Here is a 10,844-nt window from a genome sequence, read left to right as displayed (position 1 = left end):
TTGGGCTGCGGTTTTTGGGGTGCGGTTTTTAGGGTGCGGCTTGCGCGTGGATCCACTTGTCGAGCACGGGGCTCGACTCGAAGCTGCTGATCAGCGCGTAGCGAGGTGCATTGCCGGGATGGACAACGACGTGCCAGAGGCGCTGCGTGTCAACGACGAATCGCGAGCCCTTGTGCAGCGGCACGCGGACCTCGGTCGACGCATCAGGCAGACCGTTCTCGTCGTTGTCCATCAAGATCATGTAGCTGTCAGGGTTGTCGGTGAACTCGACCCACGACCGCACGACCCAACCTTCATTGTCGGGGTTGAAGCGGTTGTTGTCGTCACGGTGCAGGCTGGGGATCGCGCCCTCACGGTCTTGCGGCGCAAGCTTGATCGCACGGACGCGACCGAAGTTAGCGCCGACACCTTCGACGTAGTTCTTGATGCTCGGAGCGACCGCGGCGTTCGAAGTCCACTCGGCGTCTTTGTCGGTCTTGCCCTTGTCCCAAAAGCCGCGGCAGTCGAGCTCGCCGTCGGCAGTGGCGATCGGCGCGAAATTCGTGTCGCCGCCCGACTTCCAATCCATGTACTCGAGTGCGAGGTACTCAGATTCAGGGCACTCAAAGTCGGCGTCCTTCAGGACGACGAGGCCGGTCTCAGTAAGGACGTCGAGACGGTTGTGCGGGGTATCGAGCGGAATTTTCACGCTCCAGTGCTCCGAGTTCGGCCAAAAGCTCATGACTGCATCTTATGAACGTTGCCGACCCTGAGACCAGGCATCGGTCATCCGAACAGAAATCCGAACAGAAATCCGAACAGAAATCCGAACTCAGAGAGTGGTCGTGGGTAGCTCGGAGATCACGATGATGCCGGAAGGAATCTCGAGCGTGGCCCCGGCAGGCACGTTGTCGGGATTCTCGATATTGTTCAGATCAATCAGCGACTGCATGGTGACGTCGAACGAACTTGCGATCTTGGCGAGCGTGTCGCCACTCTGAATCACGTAGAACTTCCGAACGCCCTCAGGAAGTGTGGTTCCGGGGATCGTCGTCGTCGACGTCGTGCTGCGAATCGGCGGAAGCGGCTCGGTCGACGCCTGATCGGTTGTGCCACATGCACCGGCAACGAAGGCAAAGACGACCGGCAGGCTGACCAGCGCCATCGACGAACGACGAGAACGTGGTCGAGTCCGCCAGTCGCTTCCCGTCATGCCGCCATGCTACGTGCCACACGGCACTCTGTCCCCAAATCTCCGTCAGCGTGACCCACCGCGTACCCTCGCCACCGTGAGTGATACGGCCGCAAAACCCGACCAGACCGCGCCCTTTCCGGGTGCTGAAGCACCATCGCGCCAATACGACATCGATGCAAACGGCATTCGCATCGCCATCCACGAGTGGGGTGACGCTGACGCTCCTCCGTTGCTCGCAGTCCACGGCGGCTTCGACTTTGCCCGCACCTACGACCTCTTCGCACCTCGCCTCGCCGCAGGTGGCTGGCGCGTCGTGGTTTGGGATCAGCGCGGCCACGGCGACTCCGAACACGCCGAGCTGTATTCGTGGGACGCTGATATGCGCGACGCCCTTGCCGTGTTCGACCACGTCGGTGGAGGCGAACCGCTCCCGGTTGTCGGCCACTCCAAAGGTGGCGCGCTGATGACCCAGCTCGCCGATGCCCAACCGTTCCGCTTTACCGGTCTCGTCAACATGGACGGCATCCCGTATAAGCGCAACATCCCCGACATCGCCGAACACGAACGCAGCAAAATGATGGCCAAGGACATCGCCAGCTGGCTCGACCACCGCCGCCGCACGTCCGACCTGCAGCGCAAGCCCGGCACCATCGACGAACTCGCCCAGCGCCGAGGCCGCATGAACCCGCGTCTCGAGGTCGAATGGCTCCGCCGCCTCGTCACCACCGGCGGCTTCGAATCAGACGACGGCTGGCGCTGGAAGATCGACCCGTCGATGCGTTTCGGTGGCTTCGGCCCGTGGCGCCCAGAATGGACCCTCATGCGCCTCCCCGGCCTACCCATGCCGTTTCTCGGCATCCTCGGCTCCGAAATGGAAGAGATGGGTTGGGGCACGCCACCCAAGAAGGTCCTGCCCTACATGCCGCTGCAAGGCCGATGCGAAGTACTGGAGGGCGTTGGCCACTTTGTCCACGTCGAACAACCACAACTCGTCGCCGACCTGGTGCTCGACTTCTTCGAAGGCCTCAAGTGAGCATCACAACCGTTCGCCACAACAAAGTCGACCTCGCCATCCACCACTTGCGCGATGCCATCGACGAGACCGCTCGGCCCCTCCTGCTGCTGCACGGCCTCGGCGAGCACACCCCGGCCGAAGCACCCGCGTGGGTTGCCTCGTGGCAAGGAGCAATCGTCGGCCTCGACTTCACCGGGCACGGCAACTCGACCATCCCGAGCGGTGGCGGCTACACCGCCGAACTCCTCCTCGGTGATGCAGACGCGGCACTCGCGGCGGTTGTCGAGCAGAGCCCCGACGGGATGATCACCGTGTTCGGCCGCGGGCTCGGCGCCTACATCGGCCTCCAGCTCGCCGGAGCGCGCGCCTCACAGGTCCACGGCGCCATCATGCTCGACGGGCCCGGCCTCGCCGGTGGCCCGACCGGCCCGACATCGCAGAGTTTCTTCTCGCTGCCGCCGTCGAACACCACCCCGGACCCATACGCACTCGTCGAGTTGGGCCGCGACCTCCGCCCGCCCGACTACGTCCGCTCGTTCGTCCAACTCGCCATCGCCGGGTCCAGACTCGAAGAACCGGTCGCTGTCTGCGCCGTCTTTCGGCCCGAGTGGTTGGCAGCGGTCGCCGACGAACGTGGTGTCATGGACGTTCCGCTCGCCGAAGCTCTCGAAGCCTTTGCCTGAACGAACCGTTCTCGCGCTTCTCACTCGCGGGGAATGCGAGATGCAGTGGCACGAGCTGGACGTCGCCACGTAACATCGAGGTATGCCGACCGTTGGATCAATCGTGCTCGTCAGCGTGGCGTTCATGGCGATGGAACCAGTCACGGCGGCCACTCACCGCTGGGTGATGCACGGCATCGGCGAGTTCTTGCATCGCAGCCACCATCGAGCTCGAGCGTCACGTGTCGAAGCCAACGACTGGTATCCGGTGATTTTCGCTGCCGTCGTCAACCTTGGGTTCCTCGCTGGGTTCAACTGGAACGGATTCGCAAGCCTCGTGCCAATCGGCATTGGCATCACCGCATACGGTGCCGCCTACGCGCTCGTGCACGACGTCTACATCCACGGTCGAGCCGGCTGGTTTGGCGACCGCAAGGTCGCCGCCTTCGATCGGCTCGCCGATGCGCACCGCATCCACCACCTCTACAACTCAGCGCCGTACGGCATGCTCCTCCCGGTGGTCCCCGCCGAACTTCGCGATCGGGCCAGCCGCACCCAGCGCAACCCCCTCGCCAAGGTCTGAGCAAGCACACAGCGCAGTGTCCCCCGTCCAGAATTTTCTGAGGATCAGATCGTTCGAGGCCAAGGAAGTATGAACCCGAGTTGGCCTCCGCCAACGAGCGGTGAGGGCTGACGCCGGGATCGAGCGATCTGGCCTCAGAAAACGAAGAGGCCAGAGGTTCCGGGGCCAGTATGGGCTCCGACGCTTGGGCCGATCGCGTACTGCACCAATGCCTCCGCCAACGCCGGGTGCCCGCGCAATGCGTCGGTCAGCTCAGCGCTCACCGACGCGCTCGTGATATCCGATGTGCCAATGGCGACTCGCAGCCCGGCTGGCGATGACGGCGTCCAACCGAGGGCGTACTCGGTCATCGCTCCGACGGCAGCCTCGACGCTCGTCACTGTGTCGAGCACGGCCAGGGCGCCACCCGACATCGACAGCACTGGGATGCCGTCGTTGGAGGCAGCGACGACTCCGGCGCGATCGGCGCGGCCCGAACGTTCGATGTGCTGCGGGGCACCGACGATGAACGCCGTCCCGAGCGCACCCGCCCGCTTTTCGGCAATCACCGCTGCCGATTCGACATTGGCGCCATCGGCAATCGCCTCCGCAGCCGCCCAGGCGCAGCACGAGATCCCAAAGCTTGCCGTGCCCGAGTCGACCAGCCGAACGGGCACGTCGACCATCTGGGCGGCGAGCCTCGCCGAGTTCAGCGTCCCGCTCATCGCCTCAGTGATGTGCACCGACAAGATTTCGGTACAGCCTCGCCCGATCAGCCGCTCGTACGCCTCGACGAACTGGCCGGGCGATGGCTGGCTCGTCGTGATCGTGGGCGCCTTGCCGCCGTCCCAAGCGGCGTAGAACGCTTGGTGCGTGAGATCGACACCTTCGAGGTATTCGACGCCGTCGACCGTCACGGTGAGTGGTACGACTTCGATGCCGTACCGCTCGCCGAGCGAGTCCGGCAGCTGGCTGTTGGAATCGACGACGATGCCGATCATGCGGTATCCGTTTCGCCCGACGGTTCGGTCAACTCAGCTGGCTCGTCTGACAACTCGCCGGGCTTCGGTGGTGGGCCTGCCGCGAGGAATCGCTGGGCGATGATCGCGCTCGTCGTAGCAGCTGCGAGCGGGAGGAGTGCCGATGGCTTCGGGCCCCACAGGTTGCGCCAGCCCTTCGCCCACCAGATCAGGCCCCCTGCGATCCAGAACACACTCGAGGCGAGCGTCGCAGTGAAAGCACGCTGCTGCAACTTCGGGTTGGAGACGGCCAGAGCAGCGACAGCAACGTCGATCGGAAAGTAGGCAGGGAAGGTCGCAAGGCACTGCCCGACGCTGCACGCCACGCCCTTGCCCCCACCGGTGAAACCCGACCAGACCGGATAGCAATGGCCAACCACTGAGGCCGTGCCAGCAAGGTGGGCTCCGGGCGGCCCTGCCACCAGTGCGCCGGCGCAACACGCCAAGGCTCCTTTGCCGATGTCGCCGGCCATGACAGCGACGCCCGCTCTGGCACCGAGCACGTTCATCGCGTTCGTCCCGCCCGGGTTTCCAGAACCTGCTTGACGCAAATTGATCGATCCGCCGGACGCTTGCCGCGCAACGATGTCCGCCGTCGGAAATGTGCCAATGAGGTACCCAACGCCAATAGCCATGGCGATTCGCTTACTGTAAGAACGAGTGCTCATGGGTATCGCACTGTACGTACGTCCTGCATCACTCAAGGTTCGCGGCAATCGCGCGTGGAACACAAGAGCGCCGCCGCTATATTTTCGTTGCTCTCAACGAGACGAGTTCACTCGCCTCAACGAACAGGCCCCCATCGTCTAGTGGCCTAGGACACCACCCTTTCAAGGTGGCGGCACGGGTTCGAATCCCGTTGGGGGTGCGGAAAGCCCTCGGGTTTTTCACAGCGGTTGCGGTGACACGCATCCGTTGAATACATAGCAATTCTGGTCCCGTGGTGAAGTCAGGAGTTCACGCCGGCCTGTCAAGCCGGAGGTCGCGGGTTCAAATCCCGTCGGGACCGCCAAATACAACAGAATCTGGTTTCGTAGCTCAGTCGGCAGAGCGCTCGCCTGAAAAGTGAGAGGTCACCGGATCGACGCCGGTCGAAACCACGCAAAACACCCCGCTTGGCCAACCAAGCGGGGTGCTGTGTTTTTCAGCCAACCTGCTGAGGCAACTGGTTGCGGGCAGCTGGCAGGCGGTCACACTGTGCCTGGCACAGTGTGACCGCCACCGATCAGCTGGTGTATGTCTGGAGCTGGCCGCCTGATTCCGCGAGCGACTTCAGGAGCGGGCTGAGGTCCCAGTGCTTGCCACCGAGACGCTCGCTGTACTCCTGGACTTTGGCCGCGATCTCAGCGAGGCCGATGCTGTCGGCCCAGTGCATCGGGCCGCCGCGGTAGACCGGCCAGCCGTAGCCGTTGACCCACACGACGTCGATGTCGCTGCCGCGGATGGCGATCTTCTCTTCGAGGATCTTCGCGCCCTCGTTGACCATTGGATAGAGGCAACGCTCGAGCACTTCCTGGTCAGAAACTTCGCGCTGCTCGATGCCCTTGCCGATGGCAAAATCTTTGATCAGCTGCTCGACTTCCTTGTCGGGCGTGGCCGCACGGGTCTCGGCGTCGTACGTGTAGTAGCCCATGCCGTTCTTCTGGCCGCGGCGACCGTTCTCGCAGAGCACTTCACGGATCGTCGAGGACGAGGACTTCTCTTGCTTCCAGCCAATGTCGAGGCCGGCGAGATCGCTCATCGAGAACGGGCCCATTGGGAAACCGAAGTCGAAGAGGACCTTGTCGACCTGCGCCGGCTTGGCGCCTTCGAGCAGCATGCGCTCCGCTTCGGCACCGCGCATGAACAACATCCTGTTGCCGACGAAGCCTGGGCAGACACCGACCATGGTCGAGACCTTGCCGATCTTCTTGCCAATCGCCATCGTGGTGGCAACGACGCTGTCGGACGACTTGTCGCCGCGCACGTTTTCGAGCAGCTTCATGACGTTGGCCGGGCTGAAGAAGTGCATCCCAATGACGCTCTCGGGCCGGCTGGTGACTTCAGCGATCTGGTTGACGTCGAGTGCCGACGTGTTGGAGGCCAGCAAGGCACCCGGCTTGCAGATCTCGTCGAGTTCCCGGAAGATCGACTGCTTCAGTTCCATATCTTCGAAGACGGCTTCGATGACCATGTCGCAGTCGGCGAAGTCTTGCTTGCTGGTGGAGCCGGTGATCAACGCCATGCGCTCTTCGACCTGCTCGGGCGTGGTGGACCGTGAGCGCTCGTAGTTCTTGCGGACGACACCGAGGCCCTTGTCGAGCGACGCCTGGTCGCGCTCGACGATGGTCACGGGAATGCCGACGTTAACGAAGTTCATTGCAATGCCGCCGCCCATGGTCCCGGCGCCGAGGATGCCGACCTTCTGGACATCGATCAGCGGCGTGTCTTTAGGGATGTCCGGGATCTTGTTCGCGGCGCGCTCGGCAAAGAAGTAATAGCGCTGGGCTGCCGACTGCGGGCCGGTCATCAGCTCCATGAAGAGCTTGCCTTCGGCTTTGAGCCCTTCATCGAACGGCTCGTTGCAGGCCGCTTCGATGCACCGGATGTTGAACTCGGGTGCGAGGAAACCGCGGGTCTTGCGGGCGATGTCCTTGCGGAAGTTGGCGAAGATCTCGTCGTCGCCGGCATGTGCCTCGACCAGTTCGTTGCGGTCGCGGACCCGAACGAGCGGGAGGTTCTCAGCGACGGCATTGTTGGCGAAGGCGATCGCTGCGGCGCGCAGCTCTTCGAGGCCGCCATCGACGACATCGTCGACGAGGCCTCCGTCCTTGGCTTCGGTGCTGCTGATGTGCCGACCAGTGGTCATCATTTCGAGCGCCTTGGCGACTCCGACGAGACGCGGCAGGCGCTGAGTTCCACCGGCACCCGGAAGCAGGCCGAGGTTGACTTCGGGCAGCCCGAACTTCGCCGAGGCCAGCGACACGCGGTAGTGGGCACACAGCGCGACTTCGAGGCCGCCACCGAGAGCGGTGCCGTGGATGGCGGCGATCACTGGGATCGGGGCGTCTTCCATTGCGGCTTGCACTTCTTGCAGACCTGCTGCCTTGGGCACGTTGCCACCGAACTCGCTGATGTCAGCGCCTGCGATAAACGTGCGGCCATCACAGATGACCACGACCGCTTTGGCGCCCGATTCGACCGCCTTCGTGATCCCGTCGAAGAGGCCTTGGCGGACGTGCCAGCTCAGTGCATTCACGGGCGGATTGTCGACGATGACGAGCGCAACATCACCTTCGCGTTCCAAACGGACGGTGTCGGTCAACTGGATCGATTCAAACATCCCCACAGTCAAGCAAATCCGGGCCTCGAAGTTCGATTCCGGGACTCATCTGACTGGCCTCTCCCGCAATCCAACGGCATCCAAACGTTTGCGGGCAGAGCGTGTCCGGGACAGCTGTTGTTTTGTGATTGCATGAGCCTCGATGACTCAGACAGAAGACCACGACACGATCGGATTCATCGGCTTGGGAAACATGGGTGCGCCGATGTGCGACCGCCTCCTCGAAGCCGGCTACGCGGTCGTTGCATTCGACCTCGATCAGACCAAGGTCGAGCACGCCGTCGCTCGCGGTGCACTCGCTGCAACCTCGGCCGCCGACTGCGCTGCTCGGGCCGATGTTCTGCTCACATCGCTTCCGCGGCCAGACCACGTCGAGGCTGTCATGGAGGCAGGTGGTGCACTCGCTGCGCTCCGCGCCGGGTCACTCTGGGTCGATCTGACCACGAACCGCAAAGAGCTCGTCGGCCGCCTCGCCGAAGCAGCACCTCCGGGAGTTGATGTGGTCGACTCACCGGTCACCGGCGCCGTCGACGGTGCCCGTAACGGCAGGCTCACTCTCTTCATCGGCGGCCGCGACGAACCCGTTGCCCGTGCCACGGCGATCCTCGAACACCTCGGCGTCGTCATTGCCTGTGGACCCCTCGGGACGGGCAACGTCGTCAAGCTGGTGACGAACCAGCTCTGGTTCATCTCCGCAGCAGCACTCGGCGAAGGCTTCGCGATCGGCATGGCACACGGCGTCGATCTTGGCGTGTTGTATCGGGCGATCATCGAGTCGGTCGGCGACAGTTTCGTGGCCCGCCATGACGCCCCGTCGATCTTCGCGGGGCACTACGACCCGTCGTTCACCGTCGGCCTCTGCCTCAAAGACCTTGGGCTCCTCGAAGAGCTGCAGAACGGCGTCACCGCGCCAATGGTGATGACCGACGCCGCCCGCAGCGTGTTCCGCGACGCTGGGGATCGTTACGGCACCGACGTCGGAGAACTCCACGTCGCCAAACGACTCGAAGACGACGCGGGCCTGTCGTTCCGAATGGATGGCGACTGGACCCCACCTTGGGAAGTCAACGATGACTGACGATGACTGACGATGACTGACGATGACTGACGATGACGCGCTGATTGACGCGCTGATTGACCTCGAGCGATATCCGCTCGACCAGCCGGACACGGCCGCATACCGCGCTGCGGTTGCAGCGGCGCGTGACGAGCTCCAGGACGACGGTTGCGCCATCATTCGCGACCTGGTCCGACCCGAAGCTGTCGAGAAACTGAATGCCGAGATCAAGGACCGCAAGCCCACGACCCACTTCTCGACGCAGTTGATCAACCCGTACTTTCACACCGTTCGCGACGACGCTTTCCCGGATCGACACCCGATCAATACGTTCATCGAACGGTCGAGCGGCTTCATCCCCGGTGACTCGTGGCGCCTGGACGACGCGATGACGAGTCTGTTCCGCTCGCCCGAGCTGACCAGCTTCCTCGAGCAATGCCTCGGCGTGCCAAAACTGCACTGCTACGCCGACCCGCTCGCCGGGTTGACCGCCAACGTTTTGGACCCCGGCCAGCAATTCACGTGGCACTTCGACACCAACGAATTCGCCGTGACGATCCTCGTCGACGAAGCAGACGATGGAGGGCTCTTCGAGTACGTCCCGGCGATCCGCTCAACGACCGACGAAGGGTTCGATGCAATTCAGGCAGTGCTCGAAGGCGGCCGTGAGGGTGTTCGCACACTCGACCTCCGGCCAGGCGACCTGCAGATCTTCCGCGGCCGGCACTCGCTCCACCGTGTCACGCGGGTACCCGCAGCCTCGTCGGCTCGACACGCCGCGATCTTTGCGTACACCCTCGAACCGGGTGTGATTGGCCGTGTCGAGCGAACACGCCAACTCTTTGGACGCGTCCTCCCCGAACATGTGCATGCTGAAGAGGAACGCGTGCGCAGCGACGCACTCGTCGACTGACGCTCAACCTGCGAGCGCCAGCGGGAGCTCAACCGATTGCTTCGAGGTCGCCCCAGAGGTGGCCGAGCGCACGGTGCACCGTGCCGGACTTGCGAATCGCCATCCATTGATCGTCGGTTGCGATCCGATCGATCAGGCCAGCCAGCGCCGGCTGCTCGTCGCGAGCGAGTTGTTCGGCTGACTGCCCGACGAGCTGTTCGAGATTGAATGTCATTGCGAGGAGACGGCCGAAGTGGCCGAGTGGTCCGTCGAAGGGCCCAGTGGATGTTGGTTGCCACCCCGCCGTGAGCGAATGCTTGCCCCACAGTTCGTCCATGCCTGCGTAGAACTCGTCGCGAGCAGCGAAGTGGACGTGTTCGACCTTCATCAACATTGCGGTGGCCGCGCACATCAGGCACGGCTCAAGAGTCGTGTACAGGTGCAGACCTTCTGCGTCGAACTGGTCGAGTTCGGCGAAGGCATTCATCTCAGCATGCGCTGTCATGTTGCCTGACAGCGTTCGTGGCGACCGCTGCTGCTGCATCACACGGTTCCGCCCTGCCGTCACGATGGAATCGTCATTGGCCGGGTCGACCAGCACTGCGCCCACCCCAAACGTGCCGGCTCGGTACGCAGCCCAGGCCTCCTCGAAGGCCACTTGCCAAGGCAGTGACAGTGATTTCCAGGTATCGGTGGCAGAACTCATCGGGAGCAGTCAACCAGCGAGACTCAGCCACGCAGTTGCTGGAGTCGACGAAGTCGCCAGTTCGGCGAAGTCGAACTCAACCACCATTTCTTTGAATGGCGATCGCGACGTCGATCAATTCCTGATCGATTCCACAGTCGAGGGCAGCCTGGGTGATCGGCACAACTGCGGCTGGTTCGGCAGTCGCCCCGCCAAGCGCGAGGAGTTCGTCATCGCTCACACGTGTCGCCAATGTCTCGATCGCGCAGTTTGCGACGTTCGGCTCGAGGGCGATTTCGTCACGGGTCAGGAGGTCGAACAACACGCCGCCGACAAGTGTGGTCGGTCGTTCCGTGCCGAATCCCGACGGGTCGATCGCCGGGCCACTCGGCGCGGCGCCAGCGACGGTCGTGGTCGGTGCAGGAGCGACGGTAGTCGGGATAGTCGGGGTAGTCG

11 protein-coding genes, 3 tRNA genes and 1 pseudogene are annotated in these 10,844 nt (G+C 63.4%); 8 read left to right on the top strand and 7 right to left on the bottom strand.

What is annotated here, in order from left to right:
• Window positions 1-28: 28 nt before the first annotated feature.
• Together ACH2EI_RS05870 and ACH2EI_RS05865 are read right to left on the bottom strand one after the other, a co-directional pair.
• Window positions 29-721: a hypothetical protein gene (locus tag ACH2EI_RS05870; RefSeq protein WP_395152092.1), complete on the bottom strand. Its 693-nt coding sequence runs from the start codon at window positions 719-721 to the stop codon at window positions 29-31.
• A gap of 90 nt (window positions 722-811) precedes the next feature.
• The gene (locus ACH2EI_RS05865; protein WP_395152090.1) at window positions 812-1,192 is read right to left on the bottom strand and encodes a LysM peptidoglycan-binding domain-containing protein; all 381 of its coding nucleotides are present in this window, start codon (window positions 1,190-1,192) and stop codon (window positions 812-814) included.
• 76 nt (window positions 1,193-1,268) lie between these two features.
• Between ACH2EI_RS05865 and ACH2EI_RS05860 the strand changes: the two genes are divergently transcribed.
• The 3 genes from ACH2EI_RS05860 to ACH2EI_RS05850 all read left to right on the top strand — a co-directional run bounded on the left by ACH2EI_RS05860 (window position 1,269) and on the right by ACH2EI_RS05850 (window position 3,434).
• Window positions 1,269-2,207: an alpha/beta fold hydrolase gene (locus ACH2EI_RS05860; protein ID WP_395152088.1), complete on the top strand. Its 939-nt coding sequence runs from the start codon at window positions 1,269-1,271 to the stop codon at window positions 2,205-2,207.
• Window positions 2,204-2,872, top strand: a complete 669-nt coding sequence (locus tag ACH2EI_RS05855) for a serine aminopeptidase domain-containing protein (protein WP_395152086.1) — start codon at window positions 2,204-2,206, stop codon at window positions 2,870-2,872. Before ACH2EI_RS05860 ends, ACH2EI_RS05855 begins: the two co-directional genes overlap by 4 nt.
• Before the next feature lie 82 nt (window positions 2,873-2,954).
• On the top strand, window positions 2,955-3,434 hold the full coding sequence (locus tag ACH2EI_RS05850; RefSeq protein ID WP_395152084.1) for a sterol desaturase family protein: 480 nt from the start codon (window positions 2,955-2,957) through the stop codon (window positions 3,432-3,434).
• Between the two features lie 134 nt (window positions 3,435-3,568).
• Here ACH2EI_RS05850 and ACH2EI_RS05845 read toward each other — a convergent pair whose 3' ends face one another.
• A complete protein-coding gene (locus ACH2EI_RS05845; RefSeq protein WP_395152082.1) occupies window positions 3,569-4,414 on the bottom strand; it encodes a DegV family protein in 846 nt (281 codons plus the stop codon).
• Complete coding sequence (locus ACH2EI_RS05840; protein ID WP_395152080.1) at window positions 4,411-5,100, bottom strand: glycerol-3-phosphate acyltransferase; 690 nt, start codon at window positions 5,098-5,100, stop codon at window positions 4,411-4,413. Before ACH2EI_RS05840 ends, ACH2EI_RS05845 begins: the two co-directional genes overlap by 4 nt.
• Before the next feature lie 127 nt (window positions 5,101-5,227).
• Here ACH2EI_RS05840 and ACH2EI_RS05835 point away from each other — a divergent pair.
• From ACH2EI_RS05835 to ACH2EI_RS05825, 3 genes are all read left to right on the top strand, one after another.
• A tRNA-Glu gene (locus tag ACH2EI_RS05835) sits at window positions 5,228-5,300 on the top strand.
• A gap of 66 nt (window positions 5,301-5,366) precedes the next feature.
• A tRNA-Asp gene (locus tag ACH2EI_RS05830) sits at window positions 5,367-5,444 on the top strand.
• 15 nt (window positions 5,445-5,459) lie between these two features.
• Window positions 5,460-5,532: transfer RNA gene (locus ACH2EI_RS05825), tRNA-Phe, on the top strand.
• A 125-nt stretch (window positions 5,533-5,657) separates the two neighbouring features.
• On the opposite strand, the gene ACH2EI_RS05820 is transcribed toward ACH2EI_RS05825, so the two are convergent.
• Window positions 5,658-7,754 (bottom strand): 3-hydroxyacyl-CoA dehydrogenase NAD-binding domain-containing protein, encoded by a 2,097-nt coding sequence (locus ACH2EI_RS05820; RefSeq protein WP_395159423.1) that lies wholly within the window; start codon window positions 7,752-7,754, stop codon window positions 5,658-5,660.
• A gap of 142 nt (window positions 7,755-7,896) precedes the next feature.
• Between ACH2EI_RS05820 and ACH2EI_RS05815 the strand changes: the two genes are divergently transcribed.
• Window positions 7,897-8,832, top strand: coding sequence for an NAD(P)-dependent oxidoreductase (locus ACH2EI_RS05815; RefSeq protein ID WP_395152076.1), 936 nt, complete (start codon window positions 7,897-7,899; stop codon window positions 8,830-8,832).
• Between the two features lie 22 nt (window positions 8,833-8,854).
• On the top strand, window positions 8,855-9,724 hold the full coding sequence (locus tag ACH2EI_RS05810; protein ID WP_395159421.1) for an arpA protein: 870 nt from the start codon (window positions 8,855-8,857) through the stop codon (window positions 9,722-9,724).
• Window positions 9,725-9,752: 28 nt separating this feature from the next.
• On the opposite strand, the gene ACH2EI_RS05805 is transcribed toward ACH2EI_RS05810, so the two are convergent.
• Window positions 9,753-10,409, bottom strand: coding sequence for a nucleoside deaminase (locus ACH2EI_RS05805; protein WP_395152072.1), 657 nt, complete (start codon window positions 10,407-10,409; stop codon window positions 9,753-9,755).
• A gap of 76 nt (window positions 10,410-10,485) precedes the next feature.
• Window positions 10,486-10,844, bottom strand: a pseudogene (locus ACH2EI_RS05800) (hypothetical protein); the annotation flags it as partial.

Origin of the sequence: Ilumatobacter sp. (genome assembly GCF_041688325.1) — a bacterium.
Classification (GTDB): Bacteria; Actinomycetota; Acidimicrobiia; order Acidimicrobiales; family Ilumatobacteraceae; genus Ilumatobacter_A.
Note: the sequence above shows the minus strand (reverse complement) of the source record. Positions and strands in the feature narration are given on the sequence as shown.

What these genes read in the sequence shown, in the direction of transcription:
- ACH2EI_RS05870 (WP_395152092.1), bottom strand. Translation starts at nt 721, where the DNA reads ATGAGCTTTTGGCCGAACTCGGAGCACTGGAGCGTGAAAATTCCGCTC.
- ACH2EI_RS05865 (WP_395152090.1), bottom strand. Translation starts at nt 1,192, where the DNA reads ATGACGGGAAGCGACTGGCGGACTCGACCACGTTCTCGTCGTTCGTCG.
- ACH2EI_RS05850 (WP_395152084.1), top strand. Translation starts at nt 2,955, where the DNA reads ATGCCGACCGTTGGATCAATCGTGCTCGTCAGCGTGGCGTTCATGGCG.
- ACH2EI_RS05845 (WP_395152082.1), bottom strand. Translation starts at nt 4,414, where the DNA reads ATGATCGGCATCGTCGTCGATTCCAACAGCCAGCTGCCGGACTCGCTC.
- ACH2EI_RS05840 (WP_395152080.1), bottom strand. Translation starts at nt 5,100, where the DNA reads ATGAGCACTCGTTCTTACAGTAAGCGAATCGCCATGGCTATTGGCGTT.
- ACH2EI_RS05820 (WP_395159423.1), bottom strand. Translation starts at nt 7,754, where the DNA reads ATGTTTGAATCGATCCAGTTGACCGACACCGTCCGTTTGGAACGCGAA.
- ACH2EI_RS05815 (WP_395152076.1), top strand. Translation starts at nt 7,897, where the DNA reads ATGACTCAGACAGAAGACCACGACACGATCGGATTCATCGGCTTGGGA.
- ACH2EI_RS05810 (WP_395159421.1), top strand. Translation starts at nt 8,855, where the DNA reads ATGACTGACGATGACGCGCTGATTGACGCGCTGATTGACCTCGAGCGA.
- ACH2EI_RS05805 (WP_395152072.1), bottom strand. Translation starts at nt 10,409, where the DNA reads ATGAGTTCTGCCACCGATACCTGGAAATCACTGTCACTGCCTTGGCAA.